24 protein-coding genes are annotated in these 23227 nt (G+C 39.4%); 11 read left to right on the forward strand and 13 right to left on the reverse strand.

What is annotated here, in order from left to right; all coding sequences use genetic code 11:
* Nucleotides 1-20 precede the first annotated feature (20 nt).
* Together AC1M84_RS08440 and serA are read right to left on the reverse strand one after the other, a co-directional pair.
* On the reverse strand, nt 21-890 hold the full coding sequence (locus tag AC1M84_RS08440) for an EamA family transporter (protein WP_481594825.1): 870 nt from the start codon (nt 888-890) through the stop codon (nt 21-23).
* A gap of 135 nt (nt 891-1025) precedes the next feature.
* Nucleotides 1026-2258 carry a phosphoglycerate dehydrogenase gene (serA, locus tag AC1M84_RS08445; protein ID WP_035264273.1) on the reverse strand — a complete coding sequence of 411 codons (1233 nt, stop codon included), beginning with the start codon at nt 2256-2258 and terminating at the stop codon, nt 1026-1028.
* A 352-nt stretch (nt 2259-2610) separates the two neighbouring features.
* Between serA and AC1M84_RS08450 the strand changes: the two genes are divergently transcribed.
* The 3 genes from AC1M84_RS08450 to AC1M84_RS08460 all read left to right on the forward strand — a co-directional run bounded on the left by AC1M84_RS08450 (nt 2611) and on the right by AC1M84_RS08460 (nt 5122).
* The gene (locus AC1M84_RS08450) at nt 2611-4020 is read left to right on the forward strand and encodes an FAD-binding oxidoreductase (protein ID WP_481594826.1); all 1410 of its coding nucleotides are present in this window, start codon (nt 2611-2613) and stop codon (nt 4018-4020) included.
* A 77-nt stretch (nt 4021-4097) separates the two neighbouring features.
* Nucleotides 4098-4526, forward strand: coding sequence for a hypothetical protein (locus tag AC1M84_RS08455; RefSeq protein ID WP_180028908.1), 429 nt, complete (start codon nt 4098-4100; stop codon nt 4524-4526).
* A gap of 236 nt (nt 4527-4762) precedes the next feature.
* A complete protein-coding gene (locus tag AC1M84_RS08460; protein WP_481594827.1) occupies nt 4763-5122 on the forward strand; it encodes a hypothetical protein in 360 nt (119 codons plus the stop codon).
* 61 nt (nt 5123-5183) lie between these two features.
* On the opposite strand, the gene AC1M84_RS08465 is transcribed toward AC1M84_RS08460, so the two are convergent.
* Entirely contained in the window at nt 5184-5912 is a 729-nt protein-coding gene (locus AC1M84_RS08465; protein WP_481593379.1) for a YoaK family protein, read from the reverse strand.
* Nucleotides 5913-6217: 305 nt separating this feature from the next.
* On the opposite strand from AC1M84_RS08465, the gene AC1M84_RS08470 reads away from it, so the two are divergent.
* Both AC1M84_RS08470 and craA read left to right on the forward strand, forming a co-directional pair.
* Nucleotides 6218-7099 (forward strand): pirin family protein, encoded by an 882-nt coding sequence (locus tag AC1M84_RS08470; RefSeq protein WP_481588621.1) that lies wholly within the window; start codon nt 6218-6220, stop codon nt 7097-7099.
* A gap of 171 nt (nt 7100-7270) precedes the next feature.
* Nucleotides 7271-8494 carry a chloramphenicol efflux MFS transporter CraA gene (craA, locus tag AC1M84_RS08475; RefSeq protein WP_481588622.1) on the forward strand — a complete coding sequence of 408 codons (1224 nt, stop codon included), beginning with the start codon at nt 7271-7273 and terminating at the stop codon, nt 8492-8494.
* A 29-nt stretch (nt 8495-8523) separates the two neighbouring features.
* Here craA and AC1M84_RS08480 read toward each other — a convergent pair whose 3' ends face one another.
* The 4 genes from AC1M84_RS08480 to AC1M84_RS08495 form a co-directional block, all read right to left on the reverse strand.
* On the reverse strand, nt 8524-8814 hold the full coding sequence (locus AC1M84_RS08480) for a DUF3817 domain-containing protein (RefSeq protein ID WP_179998758.1): 291 nt from the start codon (nt 8812-8814) through the stop codon (nt 8524-8526).
* Between the two features lie 267 nt (nt 8815-9081).
* Nucleotides 9082-9660 (reverse strand): superoxide dismutase [Cu-Zn] SodC, encoded by a 579-nt coding sequence (gene sodC, locus AC1M84_RS08485; RefSeq protein ID WP_373687194.1) that lies wholly within the window; start codon nt 9658-9660, stop codon nt 9082-9084.
* A gap of 120 nt (nt 9661-9780) precedes the next feature.
* The gene (locus tag AC1M84_RS08490) at nt 9781-10890 is read right to left on the reverse strand and encodes an AI-2E family transporter (protein ID WP_481594828.1); all 1110 of its coding nucleotides are present in this window, start codon (nt 10888-10890) and stop codon (nt 9781-9783) included.
* 126 nt (nt 10891-11016) lie between these two features.
* Entirely contained in the window at nt 11017-11661 is a 645-nt protein-coding gene (locus tag AC1M84_RS08495; protein WP_180028902.1) for a ParA family protein, read from the reverse strand.
* A gap of 132 nt (nt 11662-11793) precedes the next feature.
* On the opposite strand from AC1M84_RS08495, the gene AC1M84_RS08500 reads away from it, so the two are divergent.
* Nucleotides 11794-12261 (forward strand): Holliday junction resolvase-like protein, encoded by a 468-nt coding sequence (locus AC1M84_RS08500; RefSeq protein WP_481594829.1) that lies wholly within the window; start codon nt 11794-11796, stop codon nt 12259-12261.
* A 31-nt stretch (nt 12262-12292) separates the two neighbouring features.
* Here the strand turns inward: AC1M84_RS08500 and AC1M84_RS08505 are convergent, their stop codons facing one another.
* On the reverse strand, nt 12293-12925 hold the full coding sequence (locus AC1M84_RS08505) for a class I SAM-dependent methyltransferase (protein WP_481594830.1): 633 nt from the start codon (nt 12923-12925) through the stop codon (nt 12293-12295).
* A gap of 244 nt (nt 12926-13169) precedes the next feature.
* Between AC1M84_RS08505 and AC1M84_RS08510 the strand changes: the two genes are divergently transcribed.
* Both AC1M84_RS08510 and AC1M84_RS08515 read left to right on the forward strand, forming a co-directional pair.
* Nucleotides 13170-13736 (forward strand): hypothetical protein, encoded by a 567-nt coding sequence (locus tag AC1M84_RS08510; RefSeq protein WP_171076732.1) that lies wholly within the window; start codon nt 13170-13172, stop codon nt 13734-13736.
* Nucleotides 13737-13805: 69 nt separating this feature from the next.
* Nucleotides 13806-14243, forward strand: coding sequence for a protease inhibitor I42 family protein (locus AC1M84_RS08515; RefSeq protein ID WP_481594831.1), 438 nt, complete (start codon nt 13806-13808; stop codon nt 14241-14243).
* Between the two features lie 49 nt (nt 14244-14292).
* Here AC1M84_RS08515 and AC1M84_RS08520 read toward each other — a convergent pair whose 3' ends face one another.
* Complete coding sequence (locus AC1M84_RS08520; RefSeq protein WP_481594832.1) at nt 14293-14868, reverse strand: hypothetical protein; 576 nt, start codon at nt 14866-14868, stop codon at nt 14293-14295.
* A 52-nt stretch (nt 14869-14920) separates the two neighbouring features.
* Entirely contained in the window at nt 14921-15694 is a 774-nt protein-coding gene (locus AC1M84_RS08525) for a class I SAM-dependent methyltransferase (protein WP_481587354.1), read from the reverse strand.
* A gap of 121 nt (nt 15695-15815) precedes the next feature.
* On the opposite strand from AC1M84_RS08525, the gene AC1M84_RS08530 reads away from it, so the two are divergent.
* The 3 genes from AC1M84_RS08530 (at nt 15816) to AC1M84_RS08540 (ending at nt 19152) form a co-directional block, all read left to right on the forward strand.
* On the forward strand, nt 15816-17078 hold the full coding sequence (locus tag AC1M84_RS08530) for a hypothetical protein (RefSeq protein WP_481594833.1): 1263 nt from the start codon (nt 15816-15818) through the stop codon (nt 17076-17078).
* 309 nt (nt 17079-17387) lie between these two features.
* Nucleotides 17388-18128: a TetR/AcrR family transcriptional regulator gene (locus tag AC1M84_RS08535; protein ID WP_481594834.1), complete on the forward strand. Its 741-nt coding sequence runs from the start codon at nt 17388-17390 to the stop codon at nt 18126-18128.
* Between the two features lie 70 nt (nt 18129-18198).
* Nucleotides 18199-19152 (forward strand): 2-hydroxyacid dehydrogenase, encoded by a 954-nt coding sequence (locus AC1M84_RS08540; RefSeq protein ID WP_035264243.1) that lies wholly within the window; start codon nt 18199-18201, stop codon nt 19150-19152.
* Nucleotides 19153-19263: 111 nt separating this feature from the next.
* Here AC1M84_RS08540 and AC1M84_RS08545 read toward each other — a convergent pair whose 3' ends face one another.
* The 3 genes from AC1M84_RS08545 to AC1M84_RS08555 form a co-directional block, all read right to left on the reverse strand.
* On the reverse strand, nt 19264-19896 hold the full coding sequence (locus AC1M84_RS08545; protein WP_481594835.1) for a hypothetical protein: 633 nt from the start codon (nt 19894-19896) through the stop codon (nt 19264-19266).
* A 374-nt stretch (nt 19897-20270) separates the two neighbouring features.
* Nucleotides 20271-22289, reverse strand: coding sequence for a CocE/NonD family hydrolase (locus AC1M84_RS08550; RefSeq protein WP_481594836.1), 2019 nt, complete (start codon nt 22287-22289; stop codon nt 20271-20273).
* 473 nt (nt 22290-22762) lie between these two features.
* Complete coding sequence (locus AC1M84_RS08555) at nt 22763-23152, reverse strand: hypothetical protein (protein ID WP_481590077.1); 390 nt, start codon at nt 23150-23152, stop codon at nt 22763-22765.
* Between the last annotated feature and the right edge of the window lie 75 nt (nt 23153-23227).

Genomic DNA, 23227 nt, shown 5'->3' on the forward strand with positions numbered 1-23227 from the left:
AGTTTAAATTAAGTATGAGATCATTTTTGTTTGGCGTGTTGAGTGGTATAGGTGCAGCCAACTGAGGCACAAATGATGGTAAACAATGCTAGCCATTGATTCCATAACAATTGCTCACCCAAAAATACAAACCCAGATAATGCGGCAACAGCTGGTTCAATACTCATCAAGGTACCGAAACTTAATGCTGTTAGATTTCGTAGTGCAATCATTTCTAAAGTAAAGGGTAAGGCACTGGCGAGTATTGCTAAAGTGATGAATAACATTAGATGATTAATTTCAAATACGCTTGCTGGCAAACCGATACTGAGGGCAATCGGCATAAGAATGATACTTCCAACAAACATGCCTAAACATACGGTGTGATTACCTGAAACTCCCGAAGGCCGCTGACCAGCAATAATATAAAGTGCCCAACATGCGCCAGCTGCCAACGCAAAAAATACACCAAGTAAATCCAAAGGTTGTTTGGCTTGGTCAAAGGGAAATAAAAGGATCAGTCCAATTATGGCCAAATCAACCCAAATAAAATCAAACTTTTGACGCGCATAATATAAAGCCACACTGAGTGGACCAATAAATTCAAATGAAACTGCTAAACCGAGCGGAAGACGATCAATAGCAAGATAGAACAACATGTTCATGCCAGCTAAAGCGACACCATAACTGACAATGGCTTTCCATTTAATTTGTTTGAATTGAATTTTCCAAACTTGAAAAATAATCGCCAAAATCACAGCACTAAATGTCAGACGTAGGGCTGACACCGTAACGATAGGGAATTGTTCAAATAAAACTTTTGCTAATGAACCACTACTTTGTAGACTGATCATGGCGATCAATAACAAACCGAGTGCTTGTAACTGCGGGTTTATTTTTAACAAAGACATGGTTTTAAATGTATGATGGTTAGATTAGAAAGGGATATCTTTCATCTAAGTTGGCGGAGCCAACGTCAACTCAGATGAGACACCATAAAAAAACCACAGCTCGAAAAAGCTGTGGTTTTCCAAACGTATTAGAGATTAGAACAATACGCGAGCGCGGATTGTACCTTCTACGTTATGAAGTGTATCAAGTGCTTCAGCAGAAGCTGTAGCATCAACGTCCATGACTAAATAACCCACATCACCTTTGGTCATAAGAGACTGACCAGAGATGTTAATGCCGTGTTCAGCAAACAGGTTGTTGATTTTAGACAACACGCCTGGAATATTTTTGTGAATGTGAAGTAAACGGTGTTTACCTTCAGTCAACGGAAGCGCAATTTCAGGGAAGTTAACTGCTGACAATGTCATACCTTTATCAGAGTAAGCAACGAATTTCTCTGCAACTTCTAGACCGATGTTTGCTTGAGCTTCCATCGTAGAACCACCCACGTGCGGTGTTAAAATCACGTTCGGGATATTACGTAGTGGAGAAATAAACTCTTCACCGTTCGCTTTAGGCTCTTTCGGGAATACGTCAACAGCAGCACCAGCCAAATGACCTGATTTCAGAGCATCAGCTAAATCTTCAATTACTACACATGTACCACGTGCAGCATTGATGAAGATTGAACCTTGTTTCATCTGAGCAAATTGCTCTTTGGTCATGAAATTACGTGTAGAAGGAACATCTGGCACGTGTAGTGATACAACATCAGCATTTGCAAGAAGTTCGCCCATTGAGCCAACTTGGCGAGCATTACCTAAAGGTAATTTTGTTACTGTATCAAAGTAAATCACTTTCATACCCATGCTTTCAGCAAGGACAGAAAGTTGTGAACCAATTGAACCGTAACCCACAATACCTAAAGTTTTACCACGTGTTTCAAATGAACCTACTGCAGATTTGTTCCAACCACCTGCATGTGTATCTGTAGATTTTTCAGGTACACGACGAAGGAGAAGAATAGCTTCAGCTAATACAAGTTCAGCAACAGAACGAGTATTTGAGTATGGTGCGTTAAACACTGGAATACCACGGCTCATCGCAGCATTCAAGTTCACTTGGTTTGTACCAATACAGAAACAACCGACCGCGATCAATTTATTCGCAGCTTCAAAAACTTCTTCAGTTAATTGTGTGCGCGAACGAATACCGATGAAGTGAGCATCTTTAATCGCTTCTTTCAGCGCTTCACCTTCAAGCGCAGTTTTACGATAGTCGATGTTGGTGTATCCAGCAGCATTCAAAGTGTCGATTGCGTTTTGGTGAACGCCTTCTAACAATAGGAAACGAATTTTATCTTTAGGCAAAGAGAGATGTTGGCTCATTACGGCTCCGCTACAAAGGCCAAATTTAGTGGCAGTATGATAGCATACGTGAGCGTGCTATATACATTTCCTTTATGACTTGAGCTATGGATATTTTTGCAAGATATAGTCCTTATCAGACAAACTGCGGTTGACTTAACTGCATCATATCTAAGTAACATTCGCAAAATGTCTGATTTTATCGGGGTTTCATGGGAAAATGCTTTATAATGCACAATCGTGAAATTGACTCATCCAGTCGTGGTGATATTTTCTTCACATTCGCTTAACAAATACGCTTTTAAAATCTTGATTAAAGGTTTGTTTTTTAAGCAATCTACAACTTGTATCTTTCTTGCTAGGTCTGCAAACGATGAATGCTCCAGTTGCTTTAACCCCAGAGTTATTGACTCAATTAACGTCAATTGTTGGTGAAAACCGTATCAAAACTGATACGGACAGCCTACAAAATTGGGGACGCGATCACACTAAACATTTTGATCCAAATCCATCAGTCATCGTTTTTCCTTCGACGACTGAACAAGTTCAGGCAATTGTGAAACTAGCAAACCAATTTAATGTTGCTGTGACACCATCAGGTGGTCGTACTGGTCTTTCTGCAGGTGCTGTCGCTGCTAACGGTGAAATCGTAGTCAGCATGGACAAGATGAACCAAATTTTGGAATTCTTCCCAGCAGACCGTATGGTGCGTGTACAAGCAGGTGTGGTGACTGAGCAACTTCAGAATTATGCTGAAGAGCAAGGTATGTATTATCCAGTTGATTTCGCTTCAGCTGGTTCATCACAAATTGGCGGTAACATCGGTACTAATGCTGGCGGTATTAAAGTCATTAAATACGGTATGACACGTAACTGGGTACTCGGTCTGACTGTAGTCACTGGTAAAGGTGATGTGCTGCGTTTAAACAAAGGCATGATCAAGAATGCTACAGGTTATGCGTTGCAACACCTATTTATTGGTGGTGAAGGTACTTTAGGTTTAGTGACTGAAGCGGAAATTAAACTTGAGCGTCAACCACAAGATCTGCAAGTAATGGTGCTCGGTGTACCTGACTTTGATGCAGTTATGCCAGTTCTTCACGCGTTCCAAGCGAAAATTGATTTAACTGCGTTCGAGTTCTTCGGTGAACTTGCGATGCAAAAAGTATTGGCAAATGGTCACGTGCAACGTCCATTTGAAACCGAATGCCCATTTTATGTATTGCTTGAGTTCGAAGCGCCATTTGAGCCAATTATGGACAAGGCAATGGAAATCTTTGAGCATTGCATGGAACAAGGTTGGGTGCTTGATGGCGTGCTTAGTCAAAGCTTAGACCAAGTAGAAAGCTTGTGGCGTCTGCGTGAAGATATTTCTGAGTCAATCGCACCGTTTATCCCATACAAAAATGATATTTCAGTGCTCATCACACACGTACCTGCATTCATTAAAGAAATTGATGCAATTGTTGCTGACAATTATCCTGACTTTGAAATCTGCTGGTTTGGTCATATTGGCGATGGTAACTTACACTTAAATATCTTAAAGCCTGAAAATTTAACCAAAGATGAATTCTTTGCGAAATGTCAGGTGGTGAACAAGTATGTATTTGATACTGTGAAAAAGTATGAAGGTTCAATTTCTGCGGAACATGGTGTGGGTATGACGAAGAAGCCATATCTTGAGTACACACGTTCAGCTGAAGAAATTGAATATATGAAAGCACTCAAACAAGTATTTGATCCAAATGGGATTATGAATCCAGGTAAATTATTTGATTTGTGAAACAAAATCTATCTATAAATAAGGTCTAAAAAACAGCATGCTTGTCATGCTGTTTTTTTATTTCATGAGAAATTTTAATGTTAAAAAGAATAATTTTTCTAAGTGCAATTGCACTTTCACTTAATGCATGTATAGGTCAAAAACAGTCGAATGAGATCAATACTAAAAATCATAATTCTGTAGCTGGTCAAGTAGAAACGTCGAAACAAAATGCCAATTCTGTTCAAAACTCTCCTTTAGATCAAGTGTATCGGAAAATTCAAAGCTTTGAAGATATGAGAACAGTAGATTTACAACAGGAATTCGATACACCTGAATCTGGAAAATCTCATGCAAAAGTAACTGTCACCTATGGTGGACTAGCGGATGACTCTGTTTCTGCACAACGTGAAACTTACCAATTTGAATATATTAATAGTGAGTGGAAAGAAATATCAAAAGATGAAACTTGGAAATGTGGTCGTGGACCAGATACTACAAACTTTCATAATAAATTATGCCCTTAAAAATTTACTTTCGAAATTTTCCATAAAATTGTTACGAGCGTCATTTGAACTGATTAAATTCAAAAATGTAGCATCAATATGCTGCATTTTTTATTCGTATTTCTCGTTCTATTAATCATTTTTAATGTGCTTTAGAAAAAATAACATACATATCTGTTCTTTTTTGTCACAACAGTTCAGAACATCATATGTAAAAGATCAATGGCAAACTGAGTAAAACAATGATGATGAAAATAATGACCACAGTTGGTCTAGTTAGTGTGATGCTCACGGGGTGTGCTACTACGAAAAATGTTATTTCTAAAGTACATGGGAATGACACTCCTTTAGAGAAAGTCTTGAAGCTACATCCTGAATTACGCAATCAGCTTGCGACTGTTGAATTACGTCAGTATTTCAATCGTGCCGAAGCACCGACCGTAGCCGAAGTCAAAGTGACACAAACAGGCTTGATGGATGACTCAATTGCTGCCGAGCGCTTTATCTATAGTTTTAAATTGAACGATGGTAAATGGCAGCAAGTTAATAAGAAAACGGAATACAAATGTGTACGAGGAAAAAATACAAAATCTTTCCAAACTGCGCTTTGTCCATGACATCAGACCAGAAATTCGGTTTAAAAAGGCATAGTGAGTTATGCCTTTTTTATTGCGTGCATTATTGAGTCGAATAAGGATGAGTAGACGAGAAGCGCCACTCACGATAGCAAATATAGCCCATCGCTAAAATGGGAAAAATCATACATAAGAAGCCAAACAACATATAAGTAATCGCACCTAATATTGCACCTGAACTGAAGGATAAAATAGTCGGTAAGATTTTTAGAATATTTTGTTTGGCAACTTGTTTGCGTTCTTCTGATACATGAGGCGCCCCATAAGCAATAGTACAATCAATGGTCAGTTGAGCAAGATTGCCCGTCATTAAGGTTGAGGTAGCCATTGTAGATAGTAATGTTCGGATAATGGCATTTCGAATTCCCATTGCAGCAATGCCCAATGTTGCGGTAAGTATTGCGCCAAATTCAGCCAAAGTATTAAAGGGACTGAAATTAAGTCCCGCCAGCATGAAGAGCGTTAACAGTATTGTCTCTGCAATAAAGAACCCCAGTAAGATGTTCGGATATTTGTCCTTCCAACGTTGTTCACACCACGCAGTAATACCAATCGTAACTACGAAAATGCCAATAAAAAGAGCCCACAGTCCTAATCCTCCCAAGATCATTTCTTTGCCTGCAGTCACGATATAGCCAGTAACATGATTGGTATAAATGCCAAATAATGAAATAAATCCAACGGTATTTAGCCAACCACCGACGAGCGATAGAATCGAAGCTTCATGATGATGTCGCCAGCGATTTTTAATTGGTATGTAGCATTTTGACATAGTTCTAAAAGCTCAAGGTGTACTGAGAGATTACATCGACAAAACAAGTGTTTTATCGAGTCTGCAGATCCTTTGCTTTGTGGAATTAATCCACATGAACATTAAGTAATTAAAAGTTTCATATTGATCAGTTGTGAATGTTCAGATTAGATGATTTCTAACATTTTATATGTTTCAAATTGCATCAAATTTTGATGACAAAAATATTTCAATTGATAAAACACAACTGAAAGCATCATAAAATTAACGTAGAGGGAAATCTAAAACCGCATTAAACTAAAGTCATTCAATAAATAAGATAAAAAATGAAAACACTCGCTTTTATCCATCGTAACGACAGTCATTTTTCAGTTGGTGACTTTAATCCGGTTGTGTCTGTTTTTTCACACTATGAACTGGGAAATACAGTATCCCCATTTTTGCTTCTCGATCATATTGGTCCCGGTACGTTGAAACCCTCTCAACTGCGTAAAGGTGTTGAAGAACATCCACATCGTGGATTTGAGACAGTCACGTTCGTGTATGAAGGTGAGTTAGAGCATTGGGATTCGCAAGGTGGTGGAGGTGTTATTCAGAAAGGTGATATACAGTGGATGACTGCTGCATCAGGCATTATTCATAAAGAAAAATTTAGTGAGTCATTTTCCCGAGAAGGTGGACGATTTGAAATGATTCAGCTGTGGGTGAATTTGCCAGCAACTGCAAAAAAATCGAATCCGCGTTATCAAAGCTTACTCAAATCTAATATCCCGGTTGTAGAGTTAGCTCATGATGCGGGTACTGTGCGTGTCATTGCTGGAGCCTTTATGCAAGTGAAAGGACCAGCATTAGTTCATAGTCCTTTGCTGGTTTTGGATTTGGATTTAAAAGCAGGTCACACACTCATATTACCAGCAGGACATTTGGATACCACACTGATGTATATGCGCCGTGGTAAAGTTGAATTTGGTACAGATGATGAATTACTGACTGATCAGGGAATGGCAGTATTTTCAAGTCATGGTGAAAACGTTGAATTCACCACATTGTCTGATAGCAAAATTTTATATCTCATGGGACAGCCACTAAATGAACCTTTAGTCGGGCGTGGTTTTTATGTCATGAATACGCAAGATGAGATTGTTGAAGCGATTGAGGAAATGAAGCATGGTACTTTTTTGAAAAGCCATGCAATTGATGCCAAATGATGTCAATGTTTGGGTGAGAAATTGATTTAAGATAAAGGCTAAATTTTCGTTTAATTTTCAGACTTTCTTTCTCAATTCGGGGTTACAAAAACGCAAAACTTTGTCATGGCATTGTGATGCATTTCACGTAAACTACGCTTCCAAAAAATATTCAAACATGTGAAAAAAAACATGCAAAAGGTGAGTAAAGCAACCTTAAGTCGGGCAACAATTATGTTTCCTTTGGCATTGGTGCTCTTCGAATTTTCAGTCTATATCTGTAATGATCTTGTACAACCTGCGATGCTTACGATTACACGTGAGTTTGGTGTAGGCAGTGAGTGGGCGCCATCATCCATGTCTTTCTTTTTATTGGGTGGAGCATGTTTGGCGTGGTTTTTAGGTCCGTTATCAGATCGCTTAGGTCGTAAAAAAGTACTCCTTGGAGGTGTTTTCTTTTTTATGGTCTGCTGTTTGCTCATTTTATTCACCCAGTCTATAGAGCAATTTCTTGCATTTCGTTTTTTACAAGGGATTGGGCTGACCATTATTTCAGCTGTGGGTTATGCTGCCATTCAAGAAATTTTTGAGGAAAGAGATGCGATTAAAGTCATGGCTTTAATGGCGAATATTTCATTGATCGCACCATTACTTGGTCCTGTGCTAGGCGCATTTATGATAGACCATGTGTCTTGGCATTGGGGTTTCATTGGGATTGCCTTTTTAGCAGCCTTAAGTTGGTTTGGTCTTAAAGCAAAAATGCCTGAGCAGCATTTGAGTATTCCTAAGCAACCATTAAGCTATGTATGGGATGACTTCAAAGCCATTTTTAAAAATAAAAAATTTATGGGCTTGGCTTTGTCAGTACCCATGGTCTCAATTCCACTGATTTTGTGGATCGCTATGTCACCTGTAATTTTGGTCGAACAGCTCGGTTTGACCAATATGCAATATGGCTATGCACAGGTGCCTGTATTGGGTGGTTTAATTATTGGAAATATAGTCTTGATTCGTGTCATTGATCGCTATGCGGTAGGAAAGACCGTGCTAGTTGCATTGCCGTTGATGTTGGTTGGAACGCTTATTGTTTTGGCAGGTGCGATTTGGCAGGATTATTTGTTATGGTGCTTAATTATCGGTATGACCTTAATCAGTTTTGGTGAGGGCTGCAGTTTTTCTGTGCTTTATCGTTTCAGTTTAGATGCATCTGAGGTATCTAAAGGAACTGTTGCTGCCGCAGTAGGCATGATTATGATGATTGCATTCTTTGTTGTGATCGAAATTGTACGCATTATGTATGAATCTTACGGCACGATGGCATATGCATTGGCTTGTTTTATCCTTATTGCACTATGGTTTAGTGCTCCAAGAAAAATTGTTCATCAGATCATGCAAGAAAGAGCCACTTCAGCATAAAAAAATCCTCCTTGTGGAGGATTTTTTAATCATTGTATTTGTTCGAGATGTTTGAGTTTACGATCAAAAATAAAAGGGGCAAAGGGTAGAACGGAAGCTATCAGCCCAAGAATAAATACATTGATAGACCACTTTTGCTTCTCGCATACCACAAATAATACGACTAAAAACAACACAAATAGAACGCCATGTCCCATGCCAATATATTTCACATAAATAGGCTGATCTAACATATATTTCATTGGCATGGCAAAAAAAAGCAGTAGTAGGAATGAAATCCCTTCAAGTAAACCAATAATACGTAAGGACTTAATATTCATTCTCAAACCCCACAAAAGAAGACATCCTATTTTACCTAATCGTTGTTGTAGCAAAGTTAGAATCTATGTGGACTAGATCGCATTGTTTAAGGGAAATATAATTTATAATAATCGTTTTTTATGATAGTAGATTTAAAAATAAGCTAATATGTCAATCATGTCTATAAAGATGGATATGAAGTGATACTCACAACATTTTATAGATCATCAGCGAAATAAAAAAGGACTAAGCTAGAGCTTAATCCTTTGATGAGTCTTGGGTGTAGCTTAGCGTATAACACCACATGCTACACGATCACCCCCACCACCTAGTGGTTTAGGTTGGTCTGAATAATTGTCACCACCTGCATGTACCATGATGGATAGACCTTGAATATCTGCAAGTGTAAGACGTGGTGCAATCACTTGTGTTTTTGCATTACCTGACGCGTCAACATTTAACACTGGTAAGTCACCTAAATGACCATCGTTTGGCGTACCATGCCCAGGCGCTTGATTTGGATTGTAATGTCCACCAGCGGCAAGCGCAGCACCCATTTTTCCATCTTTTTCAGCAGGTTCACATGAGCCTTTTTCATGGATATGGAACCCGTGATATCCAGGTGATAATTTAGTTAAGTCCGTTGTGATCACAAGACCTTTGTCACTATCTTGGAAGCTAATCGTTCCAATTTGATCATGAACTCCTTGAGCACTCACCGCATTTACAGGAATGGTTTGGATTTTAGTGTTGGATTCTTTGGATGCAGATGTATTTTGCGTTGCTGCACATCCCACAAAGCCTAAACTCAGCAATGCACTGAGCATAGAAATTTTGAACGCTGAAACTTTCGATTGCATTTGCATGCTGTTCTATCCTTGTTCCATGTAAGTGATAACGCATTGAAACAAATTTGGCATTTAGCAACAAGAATGATTTAAGTATTTGATTGTATAGATTTCTTATCAGTAAAAATAAAACACCACTTATGAGAGTGGTGTTTCATTGTCTTGATCGTAGGCCATCGTAGCTTTAGGCACGGGTTCTGGTTCCAGTGTTTCATGTAACCATTCACGCCAAATGGCTAAAAGAATGGCGAGAATTACAGGACCAATAAAGAGTCCAACTAAACCAAAGCTCGCTAAACCACCCAATACACCAAACATGATCAATAAGAACGGAATTTGAGTAGCACCTGAAATGACCAAAGGACGAATGACATTGTCGGCTGTACTCACCACACAAACGCCCCAAGCCATTACGCCAATCGCCTCAACGGTCTGACCTTGTGAAAATAACCACAGTGAAACAGCACCATATGCCACTGGAGGACCAAAAGGAATCAGCGCCATGATAAAGGTCATAATGGTTAAAAGCATTGGATTTGGAACACCAGCAACGTAATAGCTGATTCCTGCCAATATCGACTGTGCAACGGCAGTCAAACCAACACCATATACCACTGCACGCGTTGTTTCAGAGATCGTGTCGATATAATGTTGGATACGTGGACCAATGACTTTCTCCATCGCTTTACTGACCTGTTGAACAATCGTTTGTCCATCACGGTAAAAGAAAAATAGAGAGAGCATGGCGAAACCAAGTTTGACTAAATTTTTGGTAATTTCGCTAATCACGAATTTACCGTAATTTAAATGTCCTTGAATCCATACACTAATATTACTGAAAAGTGCATTTGGGTCGGCATTGATGTCACGTACAATTCGAGAAACTTCTTTACCTACAATGGGTAACTCACGTATCACGTCAGGAACGGTGATATGACCAGAAGCCAGTTGGCGCTGTAAATCAAAGAATAAGTTTCGGCCTTCATGTTGAAGTAAGAAGATAGCAAAGGTGAACGGTAAACCGACAACGAGTGCCAATAAGAACGTCATAACAGACGCACCCAATGTAGGTCGATTACCACACCAATCGAGAATACGTTTGTATAAAGGCCAAGTCATATAGGCGATAATACAAGCCCATAACACAGGTACGATAAAGTATTTGACAATGTCATATCCCAAATAAAGCAGAATAAAAAACAAGCCAAATAAAAGTACACGCTGTAAAGTTGGATTAAAATCTTGCACTAAAGTCTCTGATCTATATTCTTGATTTTCAAACGTATCTGACGCAAAGCTGATTCATTTCGAGTATGCATTAAACATCATATATGAAAATGAAAAAAAAGTGCGACGACAATCTGGATTCTTTATTTAGAACCAATCACTTGGATCATCAATTAAAACATCTAACAAGGGTTGCCATTGTTGTTGTATTGATAAATAAGTTTTTTGATTTTTATCAAAAATGTTGAGACCCTGCATTGCCAATTGACCATAAGCTGTTCGTTCAGAAATCCAAGCAACAGGTTGTTGATCAATCTTGGCAAAGAACTGTTGGATCTCTTGAGCACTCTGACTATTTGGTTTGACACGATTTGCCACCAAATGAACTTGAACTTTACCTTTCCGAATACGTTTAATGTCATGGATGTGTTTTAAGAAGCGACGCGTGCTGTCGATATCAAAAAAAGAAGGTTGCAGAGGTGTGACCACTGCATGACATTCTGCAATTAATTGTTCTGCGTGTTCGCCTGTTAATGCACCTGGAGCATCAATAATCAGATAATCAAGATTCTTCGGTGCATCACCAATCGATTTTTCATGGCGCCAATCTAAACTTTGAATGTGTGTTGCTGATTCTGGGCGCTGCTTTAACCATTGCAATGCAGATTTTTGATTGTCCGCATCCGCCAATGCAACTTTATAACCTTTCTGTGCGAGTGCTGTCGCCAGCGTAATCGCAGAAATTGTTTTTCCACAGCCACCTTTTTGGTTGGCAATCAGTATCGTTTTCATGAGTTTAAAATTATACATGCTTCAAATAAGGTCTAATCTTAGCTTAGCATTAAAATCAGCCAAAACGCGCATACATGACAAAAGTTTAGTTCTTGTTTAAATTGTCCGCATAACAAGTCATAGAGAACGTCAATGTCCATTTGGATGGCAATATTAATAGGCGCCTGTATTGGCGTGGTAATCACCACAATGATGTTGAGCTCAACCCGCAATGGCCGCATCAAAGCAGAATATGAACAATATATTGCAGAGCTTGAACTTGAGCATCAACACGCATTAGCTGCTGCTCAAAAACGCAGTGTAAATACCAGTCGTGCGGTACTGAAAGGTAAAATGGCTGAACAATTAGCACCGATTATGCCAGAATTTCAATATTTACCCAGTGATGCTAAATTCTTAGGTGACCCTGTCGACTATGTGGTATTTGATGGATATTCAGATTTCCGTGATGGCGATGGCGTAGCAGAAGATATTGAAGTTGTATTGATTGACATTAAAAGTGGTGGAGCACGGCTCACCAAAGGTCAGATGGCAATTGCGAATGCAATTGCCGAAGGGCGTGTGCGTTTTGAGACGATCCGTATCGACTTTCAAGACTAGCTTGGATCAATAATCCACTACTTAGAAGTGATCAGTTGGTTTTAGTCGCGCGAGCAAGAATCATGCGACGACCTACTTTGGGCACTTCTTCTGCTTCGAAATAATCGAGTTCAGAAATCTCAAAGCCAGCATCAAGCAGTGCTTGCTCGATATTTCTGTTCAAATGACAACCATCAGCAATCACTTTCTGTACTGGCGTTAAAAGATCTTGAAGACGCTTTAAACGCTTTTGCTGTTGTGCATCGTAAGCGACATGTTCAACCAAATGCAAAGTGCCGCCGATGCGTAATACACGTTTAATTTCATGTAGAACTTGTTGAACATGACTCACACTACATAATGTCCATGTGCTGACGACATGTTGAATAGATTGATCTTCAAATGGTAAATTTTCCGCTTTAGTATGAACATGTTCCACATGGAACGGTGCATCTTGAATACGTTGTTCAGCTAATTTGTATACATCTAGGCTCGGTTCAAGCGCATAGAGACTATCCACAGCTTGATAAAATGGCAGGTTAATTCCTGTACCAAAACCGATTTCTAATACCTCACCTTGAATCGGAAGCAGAAGACGGCGTCTGCTATCCATCATACTTGGTAACTGCATGACTTGATTCAGAATATGAGGGAATACTCGTTGCTGATAAAATTTATAAATCATTTTTGTTCTTAACATCTTCCATTATTCGATTATTTTACACGTTGAATACACTTTTAACAGTAGACAAAATTGTGACTAAATCACGATAGATTGTTACTGTTCATCAATTTCCTTTTCAGAATGAAGTTCTAAGATAGATCATATAGATTTAGGTTAAATACAATTCAGTCGGATGTTGTTCATAGTAGATGTATGTGCTGCGGTTGAGTTGTTTTTGATACTTAGAAAGAAGGATGGATGTCTGTTGAAAAAGTTAGTTCTCGCATTATGTATCGCCCTTGGTGGTGTTTCGGCTTATAGCTCTGCCAGTGTGAAGTCGAGCGACTTTAATATTGCCAATGGTTTACCCCCAGCTTCGGCAGATCAAAAAATTTCGGTACTGGAACCTTTTGAAGGGGAATTTCGTATTCTTGGTTCGAAAGAATATACCGATGATCCGCAAGCCCAATTTTCACCCATCGACTATGCCGTGACCCGCGGTATTTTCACAGAACCTGAAATTGCACGACAAATTTCGATTAATCAGTATGACCGCTATTTAAATTGGAAAATGGCAAAACCACCGATTCACCCACGCTTAGCAACACAGTTGGTGAGTAACATGCACATTATCCCGGCTAATCCAGAAATTGCGAAAGAGATTAAGAAAGTTCAACGCGGTGATCTGGTGCGCTTAGAAGGGGAGTTGGTTCAAATTAATGCCAAAGATTTGGTGTGGAAGTCAGCTTTGGATTGGAATGGTATCGGTGATGGTGCATGCAAATTAATTCGCGTCGAATCAATTGAATGGTTAGAAAAGCGAAATATTTAAATATGATTTGAGTTTGAAATGATTTTCAGCTCAAAGTCTTAGTCATTAGATAAATGAGAGTGTGGGATCATGAGCGTTGGCAAGACATCCTTATGGATAAGTTTATGTATTGGCGTACTCGGGAGTAGTCTTGCCGCATGTCAAAATCCAGTCTCTGAAGTGCAAGCGGAGTCCCATCACTATACTGATCAGCAAAATTGTCCTGCACTATTGGTGATGAAAGTGGGTGAAACCTTAGAATTTAATGCAGCAGAAAATCCAAGTACGGGTTATCAATGGCAAATTATGCAACCGCTTCATCTCTTTAAAGTTGAAGAACAATATTTGGCGATTGAAAAATCAAAAGCGATGGTAGGCGTTGGAGGTGAAAAGACAGTGAAGCTGACTGCGCTAAAGCCTGGTCAGGAACTCATTGAATTGGCGTATGTGCGACCTTGGGAAGTTGCTCAAGACCGTACTCAAACAGATGCCCCAACATCCTGGCAATGTCGAGTACGTATTTCTTAAGCAGGCAGAAGACTGTTTCTAAAATTGTGTTGTACTTTTACTATGTACGCTATTGTTCTTTCGTGACACTAGTATTTTGACTCCAATGTTGGAGTTGGGCTTTCGCAGTATAATAATCACTCATATTTCGAATTGCATCTTTAGGATTTCGAAGCTCATCTTCGGGAGACTGTTCGAGCTCTTGATAGACCTCAATCTGATTTTCCCAGTATTGATAAAATAAGCCTTGAATATATCTACCTTGTTCCGTCTTAAGATCTAAGTCTTTCAACATATTGAGGGAGGACTGAATGAGATCTCGTTTACGCTGAAACTCCATATCCGCATTTAAATTGCCATCTGCTTTTAATTGCTGAAGTTCTTTATCTAGCTCATCGCTCAATTGCTCAAAACTTTGATCATATTGATTCAGCAAAGCAACGTCATGTGCGTCATTTGGAGTGGATTCAAATGATTTGATCGGCTGAGCTTCGATTTGTGTTTTCAATTCAACGGATGGATCAACGGATTCTTTTTGTTCGGTCTGAGAGTTTTGTTCTGTTTTTTGGCATCCAATGAGCATGAAAGGCATACTCAGGCAGAGTGCAAATATTGAAAGTCGAATAGGGTGAAGATTTGCCGTCATGAGAGTCAATCCTCTGTTGGTTTTTTAATGAATGATCGAGATTAAGTTTAGTTTATCGCGCACGATAGTGATAGGCATAAGTGACATAAGGAAAGGAAACTTCGTCATGGGGTGTAAGTCCCGTATGTTCAAATACGATCGATTCAAATGCTGTCTTCATTTTTGCTTGGTCTGCCGCTGACATTGCCGCAATAAAACTGGTAGATAGGAGTCGTTTGCTGACGACCTGTTCAACACTGCCGACTTGATGCTGAGTGAAGGTGCTTAAACTTTGGTATTCAAATAATTCTTGCTGCTGAAATACATTTTGCCATTGGTCACTGTGAAAGCGTGGCGTATCGGACTCAAAAGGTTCGATGTAATCCGCCAATGCTTTGACCCAATCCACTGAGATATCTCGTTGGTTCCAGACTAGACCTAAATGTCCTTGAGGTTTAAGAAGGCGATGTATTTCTTGCAATGTTTGGCGTTCAGCAAACCAATGAAATGACTGTGCGCATAAAATAGCATCAACACTATGCGTTGATTGCGCAATTTGATGGCTTGATGCTTGTAGTGTCTTCACCTCAGGATGTACTATTTTCAATTGTTCGAGCATTGCTGGAATCGGTTCAACGGCGATTATGTTCGAGGTGACTTGTTTTAGATAGTGCAGGAATTTTCCTGTCCCCGAACCTAAGTCAATCGCAACTGCATCAGGATGAATATTCAACTCATCTTTCAACCACATGACGATAGCCTGTGGATAATTTGGTCGGACTTGTTGATAAAGTTCAGCCGCAGAACTAAAACCATTTTCAGCAGCAGGATGAAGTGAATGTGTCATATTTTGCGCTTTTTAATCTGAACAGTATCTATAAAATATGACACCGACAATGTGATGTAAGCAAGTGAACGATTGATTCATTTTGCAAACCAGATGATGAGAACCCTTTTTCGGAATTGCAATGGATAAGCAAATAGTATTTGAAGACGAACACATTAGAGCAATTTATTTAAAAGGAACAACAGAAACATTGGTTCTCTCTTTTGGTGACTTGATCAGTCGTGCCAAAGGCAATGCCATTAATGCTGAAAAATCCTTAGCCAAATATGACTACAATGTCATTGGTATCATGCCAAAACAAAAGTCATGGTTCCCATCACAGAGCATGCAAGCTTTAATTGAGCAAATATCGCCTTTGTTGAATCAATTTCAGCGTGTCGTGGCTTATGGTGGTTCTATGGGCGGCTACGCAGCGATTAAGTACAGTAAGCGATTAGGCGCAGCACGTGTGGTCTCTATGGTGCCACAATATTCAATTAATCCTGCTGAAATTGAAGACCGCCGTTATACTGATTTTTACGATCCTAACGTCAATGCTGACATGCAAATTGACGCGACAGATATTGCGTCCGATGCAGAATATATCGTGGTTTATGATCCTTACTTTGATCTAGATCGCGAGCACTATGAAAAGATCAAGCCGCTTATTCCTCAACTCAATACATTACATTTACCTTATACAGGCCATGATGCGGTTGCTGTATTAGCAAATTCTGCGTTATTGCATGATTTTATTGAACATGAATTTGATGCAACCTACTTTTATCGCCAGATTCGAGCAGTTAAAAAGAACAGTAAATTTTACTATCGAAGCGTGATCGCACATCTGCTTGGCACTCACAATGAAGCATTAGGTAATATTTTAAAAACCATCGATCTACAACTAGACAGTAGCTTTTTTGATGCCAGTCTTAAACAGACGATTACCCGTATTTTGCTGACCAATAAACGAGTTGATGAGCAAGATCTACAAAAGCTCGGTATTTCGATTCATTTGCCGTTTGAAAATAAAACACAACTTCATGACAGCTTTGGCAAAGTGTTGGTCTTTAACGTGATCACTCAAAAACTAGAAAGCTATGAACAACATGTGATTGATATTAATGGTAAGTATATTATTCCATTACATGTGGAAAGTACTGGATTGGCCCAGATTGAAATTAAAAAACAGCACTATCTCATTTGTATGAATGATCGCCGTGTTACCAAATTGATCAAAATGGATGATGCGCTGAGTGCGGATATGAGCCCTTTGATTGTGAAAAAGGGCGAAGGTTTCTTTAGTATCAGTTATAAGCATCTCTATATGCACTGCGATGAGTTAGGTAGCTGTATTTTTGAATCAGATACTGTTGGTGAGGCAGAAAAATTTTCAGTGGAGTAAGGCTGAATTTTTCACAGTAATTGATCAAAAGCGCTTCGGCGCTTTTTTTATCTTTAAGTAAAAAACGATAGAGTGTGTGATAGGTCTCAATCTGTCATAAAAAGTAATATTGTTTAAAATTTACCCGTGTTTATTTTGTAACGAAAGCGATGGAATGACTCTGTTTCGTTGCTAGGATCAGGCAATATATAACGAATTTGAATGATTCAAATGATGATGTATTCATGAATATCGGAATATTCATGCATCTTTGACGTGTCTAATTGTTGAGCACAAAAAACCCATATAAATGGAATTTAGGTGGGACAAATGAATAAAAAGAAAATTGCAAAAACTGAAACAGGAATGAATCCTCCAAAACAATCGCGTACACATCGCCGTGTTATGCAGGTGATTCAAACTGCTGAAAAACTTTTAGTTAAAATGGGCTTAGAGTCAATTTCAATTCCTGAAATTGCCAATGCTTCAAAAATTCCAAGAGCCAGTATTTATCAGTTCTTTCCGACAAAATATGATTTGTTGCATCATATGGCACAGTTACATTTACAGAAACTGGTAAGCTTGCTCAAGGAAGCTGGTTTAAACGTCATACGTGAACATCCGCACGAAAGTATGACGGCTTATGGTCGAATGGTGGCTGCAGCTGTGATTGAAACCACTGCCAAGTTTTATAATGAATCTGCTGTGGCACGATTATTAATATTGTCAGGTCCACTGAACCGACAAGTGTATTTACGTCATCAAGTGGAACTCAAACAGTTCAGTCAAGATTTAAGAGATGCACTTAAAGCAATTCGGGTAGATGATTATTTACCGCAACAACCTGACAGTATGTTGATCATTATTGAAATGATCTTTACTTGTATGAAACATGGTTATTACACAGAAGATCGGATTTCTGAACGTATTTGTGAAGAGGCGTATCGTTTGGCGACTGCATATTTAAATGCACTAAAAGAAGATCAATTTTCCCTAAAAGCACAGCGTGCAGCAACGACGCAATCTGAGACAAAAAACCAGTCAAATCAACTATTGTTGACTTACAATTAAGCTTACAATCAGTTGAATTATCATGAAAATCTTGCAGTCGAAATGCAGATAAATATTGCTGAGGTTCAACGTGAAAGCTGTTTTTTTGGATCAATTCTCTCTCGATCAGAATGATTTAGATTTTTCGGGGTGGTATCAAGTCTTTGATGAGGTAACATTCTTTGAGCGCACTGATCCAGATCAAGTGCTTGAACGCATTGCGGATGTAGATGTGGTGGTGACCAATAAAGTGGTGATTACGGCAGACATGATGCAAAAACGACCGCAGCTTAAATTAATTTTAATTTCGGCCACAGGCACCAATAATGTCGATTTAATCCAAGCAAAAGCTCAAAACATTGTGGTATGTAACTGTCAGGCATATGGTACTGCCGCTGTAGCTCAACATACCATGATGTTGATGCTCAACTTGGCAACGTCTTTTATTCAATATGATCGTGCAGTTCGTGCGGGTGAATGGAATAAAGCATCACAATTCTGTTTATTAGATTTCCCCATTGCTGAATTGAATGGTAAGACCTTAGGGATTTTGGGCTATGGTGAACTTGGTCAAGCAGTAGCGAAATTGGCTGAAGCCTTTGGTATGAAGGTGATTGTGGCTCATTTACCAGGACGACCTGCAGCCGCTGATCGTGTCAGTTTAGAAAGCTTGCTGCGTCAATCAGACTTTATTAGCTTACATTGTCCATTAACTGAAACAACACGCGACTTAATTGATGCAGAAGCATTCAGTCTAATGAAAGAAAGTGCATATTTAATTAATTGTGCCCGTGGTGGCATTGTGAATGAACAAGCATTGGCGGAAGCACTAATCAATCGGAGAATCGCAGGGGCAGCGACTGATGTATTGAGTATAGAACCGCCTCAGCAAGGCAATGTGTTATTGAATTCGGATATCCCTAATCTCATTATTACACCACACAGTGCATGGGGAAGCGTTGAAGCACGTCAACGCATTGTGCAACAAGTACAGGAAAACGCAGCTGCATTTAAAGCGGGTCAGCCGATCCGTCAAGTCAACTGAAGTTAAGCAATAAAAAAAGGTGCTGTGAGAAGCACCTTTTTTCTTGAAGAGATATAAATAAACTCAACCTAATAAATAAACTCCACTTAGGTTTGAATAAAACGACAGGGTTTAACGTGGGACACCTGCATCACTGTCATCTACAGCTGGACTAGAGGTGGTAGCTCCACTATTAGGTAAAGCAACACTTTGACGCTGAATGGTCGGTTCTGCTTCAGGTGCTTGAGTTTGACTTGCTAGCGTGGTGTTGGCTGATTGCGCAATTTCAAGGTTGACTGAATTTTCTTGAACGGGTAAAGCGACCGATGCAGTAGTTGGAGCCGGGGAGGCTATGACAGCAGGTGCTGTCGTTGGGTTGGGTTGACTCAAACTGCCTCTTTCGATGGGAACACCACCTGCACCGACGAGGTTCTGTTTAGTATGCTGCACAGATTTAACAGTTGTATCCACGCCTTGACGAGCACCGTCACGTAATGCAATCGCTTTTTCATTGGTGAATTCTTTGGTGTTTTGCCAAGCTGAATCGACGGATGGTTTGATTTTAGCAATACCACGCTTGGTCGCATCATCAACGGTGTTGGCTGTATTTTGCAAAGTCTCTTGTGCTTTGACTGCAAGTACTTTGGCTAAATTTGGATTGTCACCGTAAGCAGGATTGTTGCCTGTTAAAGTAGAGTCTTGAGCAAATGTAGTTGCTGAGCTTAGCGTAATACAACTTACCAGCATCGTTTTCATTATGTTCATGAAGGATCCTCTTCTCGGTTCTGTATAGGTGGCGCTGTGACTCAATCGCCTCATCTGTACAAAACTTTTGAATTTTTTATCAGTTTCCAAGCAAACTACATGAGCGATGGGGCTGTTTCAATGTTGAAATGTATCCGTAACGTTGTGCTTCGGCAGTTTTAATGACTAAAGCTACAATTTTTATTCATCTTGTATCGCTTAAAGGCTCTTAGGATACAACGCTACATCGTGTGAATTGGATCGTGGACAACAAAATTAAAAGTAAAGTTTATCCTCCGATTCTAAGACAGGTGTTGATCAAACCAATATATTCAACATAAAAAAAGTCTGAGCATGGATTCATGCTCAGACGCTGTTTATAAGAAATCTAAAAATTAATGCTTCAGATATTGAGTCGGGACTTTTGGTAAAACCACGCTTGATGGGTATTGTGAATTCGAATAGATCGAAATCGATCCCAAAAGCGATGAAGTTAAACTTGGTAATGGGGCAACGCCTTTCCATACATCACTGGAAACCACCGAAATTTGAATACGATGTCCTTTAGGAATAAGCGCAGCAGTTGCTGGAATCTCAACATTGACCAAGACTGGCTTGTTTTTGTCTAAAGGCTGAATATCCGATGCTTTAAATGTATGCCAAGGTTGAATCATTTGTCCTTTGATATAACGAGAACGTGATTCGTCAACTTTACGCATGGACGCTGTGATAATACCCGTGCTTAATGTTTTAGCATTGCCCGTTCTTGGGTCCACATCGGATACACGTACGACTAAACCACTGTCTTTAGAGCTGGATGAAATCCACAAGTCAGCTTGTATCGGTCCATTTAAATAATAGTCTTCAGTTAAAGGTACTGAGTTAAAGACTGAAGCAGGAATATTCGCCAAGTTGCTATTTTCCAGACATGGGAACGGTAGGATAGACGTTGCACCAATGAGAACTTGTTCAACAGTACTTGAGCATAAACCGAAAGTTGGCGCTTGTAATAAGTAGTTTTCACCAGAGCTTGACGTTGGTCGATCTTTTGCAAGATTTCCACGTGTATTTAAGAATAAACGATCAGGTTCTAATGCTACATGCGGCCAATCCGTACTGACGACATAATCTTCATAACCGTGCACCCATTGTGTGACATTAGGTAGAGTTTCAGCGCCAGTGTTGATGCCTTTTAAATATTGATCAAACCATTGAAGTTGCATTTTGTCTAAACGCGGTACATTACCTTTAGGCAAACTTGGGAAAAGTTGTGCGGCTTGAATGTGTGTCCAAGGTCCAATAAAGGTTTTTACTGTGGTATGACCTTTTAATGCTTCATGCCAAAGCGGTTCACTGCGTTGGAACAAATCACGTGTTCCCCCGACAATAAAAGTCGGAACTTTAATATTATTGGCTTGTTCTAACAGCGATCTTTCTTGCCAAAAGTCATTATCAAATGCATCAGCTTTGCCTTTTAGAGCATTGGCAAAAAGCGGTATTTGGAACTCTGTACTGTTAATAATTTTATCGAGTGCGGTAAGTTTTCCAGTAATCGGGTCTTGAACCAAGGTATCAATCGGTAAAGTACCCAACAGTGTAATCAAACTCATCCAAAGTGGAATGAAGTTAGTATTTAGCTGTCCACCATTGAAAAGAATATCACGGTACGCATCACCCATAGGTACGATTGGGAACGCTGCCTTGATTGCTGGATGTTGTGTCGCTGCACCCAGCATCGCCGTGATTCCTAAATAAGAAACGCCATATAAGCCGACATTTCCATCAGAGAAGCTTTGTTTACTTGACCAGTCAATAATTTCATAAGCATCTTGTTGTTCGACTTTGCCAAAAGCTTCCCACTTGCCTGTAGAGTTACCTGTTCCACGAACATCTGCAACGACTGTTGCGTAGCCACGTTTCACCATTTCAGGGTCTGCACCACCTGCTATTGCTGAAACCTTACCTGCAACCCCTGCGCTATAGGCCGTTTGAATAACAATCACAGGGAATTTTGCATTGATAGGACGACCTGACTCATCCGCAGGGAGCGTGACATAAGTGGCGATTCGCGTTCCATCACGCATGGTAATCCACTGTGCTGGTAAGGTCACCGACTTAGGATATTCAGCAGGTCGATCATACAATTGCCATTGAGCATTGGCATTGGAAAGTAATGGGACTTGAGGTTGACTCGGAGATTGTCTAGTTCCGAGTCGGGTGTTTTTTAATGCAACGGGAGTACCTGGGAGTGTGACATCTGGGGAGGTCACCGGGTCGGGTTGAGGACTTAAATAGCTTAAGTCTGGTGTCACATTTGGAGTTGGATTAATTGTTTTATTCGCTATGCCAATGGTGGTCGCAAGTATCGTGACACCGATGCTAACAGCAGCATAGAAAGAATTTAGCAACTTCATTACATAATTCCTTTTTGTTTTTCATTTTTTTAGTAGTGCTTGAGTGAAGAATGAAATATGCATAAAGCAAAATCGTTCCATTCATTTTATTTTTATGTCTCCTAATCTGATCAAAAAAGATAATTCAGATTAGGCTTTGATGTTGTATCACTGTTTAGTTTAACTAACAAGTTGGGGTCTTGCTGTTTGTCGGATTGGCAATGATGTTTTGATTAAGTATTTTATTTTTAATATAAAAAAAATTGATTGGGTCAGTTTAAAAAATACAACTGTATATAAATTAATCATAATTTAGAAGATATTTCTTCTATCTGATTTCTAAAGAAAATTATAAATTGTGAGCATTTATGCCAATTAGGTACTGTGATTAAGAAATCATGAAGTAGCTTCATTCCAATTAAAAAAGCACAATTGGTTTTAGCCAATTGTGCTGTCGTAGTTTATGAGTGATCAGATGAATGGTTTTTAGCGTCTTAGAAATGTTCACACTGTTGAAGATTTTTCGCTTTAAAGTGGTTTTTTAGCACGTTGAAATTGGCTTGTTTCACCGAATCTTGAATATCAAACACGGTTTGTTTGTTTTCGACATCTGCATCTAAATTTGAATGAGCCGAAATCAGTTGCCCTCCTTGGAAGAACCAGTATTCAGTGGCTTTACCTGTTGCAAAGTTACCAGTGAATTCGATCAGGCAGTTATCTTTTTGTTTAATCAGTCGGGCTATGTTGTGTCTGGTTATGGGTTCTACGGCGATGTTTTTGTGTTGTTCTAGTACGATAGGGGCGTTAGGGTTTGATGGTGTAGTTGAGCAAGCAGTGATGATAAAAGCTATAAATAAACTACTAATAAGTCCTTTAAATTTCATCGCATTCTTTCTTGTTGAGTGTTGTTGTAATTGAGTATAGGGATTTGGAATAAAGATGACTACTTATTATGAGCA

Source organism: Acinetobacter sp. 24-47-66, from assembly GCF_056779755.1.

Bases quoted from the DNA above. Each gene is read 5' to 3' on its own strand.
- AC1M84_RS08550 (WP_481594836.1), bottom strand. From the start codon at position 22,289: ATGAAGTTGCTAAATTCTTTCTATGCTGCTGTTAGCATCGGTGTCACG.
- AC1M84_RS08555 (WP_481590077.1), bottom strand. From the start codon at position 23,152: ATGAAATTTAAAGGACTTATTAGTAGTTTATTTATAGCTTTTATCATC.
- craA (WP_481588622.1), top strand. From the start codon at position 7,271: ATGCAAAAGGTGAGTAAAGCAACCTTAAGTCGGGCAACAATTATGTTT.
- AC1M84_RS08530 (WP_481594833.1), top strand. From the start codon at position 15,816: ATGGATAAGCAAATAGTATTTGAAGACGAACACATTAGAGCAATTTAT.
- AC1M84_RS08440 (WP_481594825.1), bottom strand. From the start codon at position 890: ATGTCTTTGTTAAAAATAAACCCGCAGTTACAAGCACTCGGTTTGTTA.
- AC1M84_RS08505 (WP_481594830.1), bottom strand. From the start codon at position 12,925: ATGATTTATAAATTTTATCAGCAACGAGTATTCCCTCATATTCTGAAT.
- AC1M84_RS08515 (WP_481594831.1), top strand. From the start codon at position 13,806: ATGAGCGTTGGCAAGACATCCTTATGGATAAGTTTATGTATTGGCGTA.
- AC1M84_RS08450 (WP_481594826.1), top strand. From the start codon at position 2,611: ATGAATGCTCCAGTTGCTTTAACCCCAGAGTTATTGACTCAATTAACG.
- AC1M84_RS08545 (WP_481594835.1), bottom strand. From the start codon at position 19,896: ATGAACATAATGAAAACGATGCTGGTAAGTTGTATTACGCTAAGCTCA.
- AC1M84_RS08465 (WP_481593379.1), bottom strand. From the start codon at position 5,912: ATGTCAAAATGCTACATACCAATTAAAAATCGCTGGCGACATCATCAT.
- AC1M84_RS08520 (WP_481594832.1), bottom strand. From the start codon at position 14,868: ATGACGGCAAATCTTCACCCTATTCGACTTTCAATATTTGCACTCTGC.
- serA (WP_035264273.1), bottom strand. From the start codon at position 2,258: ATGAGCCAACATCTCTCTTTGCCTAAAGATAAAATTCGTTTCCTATTG.
- AC1M84_RS08460 (WP_481594827.1), top strand. From the start codon at position 4,763: ATGACCACAGTTGGTCTAGTTAGTGTGATGCTCACGGGGTGTGCTACT.
- sodC (WP_373687194.1), bottom strand. From the start codon at position 9,660: ATGCAAATGCAATCGAAAGTTTCAGCGTTCAAAATTTCTATGCTCAGT.
- AC1M84_RS08535 (WP_481594834.1), top strand. From the start codon at position 17,388: ATGAATAAAAAGAAAATTGCAAAAACTGAAACAGGAATGAATCCTCCA.
- AC1M84_RS08470 (WP_481588621.1), top strand. From the start codon at position 6,218: ATGAAAACACTCGCTTTTATCCATCGTAACGACAGTCATTTTTCAGTT.
- AC1M84_RS08525 (WP_481587354.1), bottom strand. From the start codon at position 15,694: ATGACACATTCACTTCATCCTGCTGCTGAAAATGGTTTTAGTTCTGCG.
- AC1M84_RS08455 (WP_180028908.1), top strand. From the start codon at position 4,098: ATGTTAAAAAGAATAATTTTTCTAAGTGCAATTGCACTTTCACTTAAT.
- AC1M84_RS08495 (WP_180028902.1), bottom strand. From the start codon at position 11,661: ATGAAAACGATACTGATTGCCAACCAAAAAGGTGGCTGTGGAAAAACA.
- AC1M84_RS08500 (WP_481594829.1), top strand. From the start codon at position 11,794: ATGTCCATTTGGATGGCAATATTAATAGGCGCCTGTATTGGCGTGGTA.
- AC1M84_RS08480 (WP_179998758.1), bottom strand. From the start codon at position 8,814: ATGAATATTAAGTCCTTACGTATTATTGGTTTACTTGAAGGGATTTCA.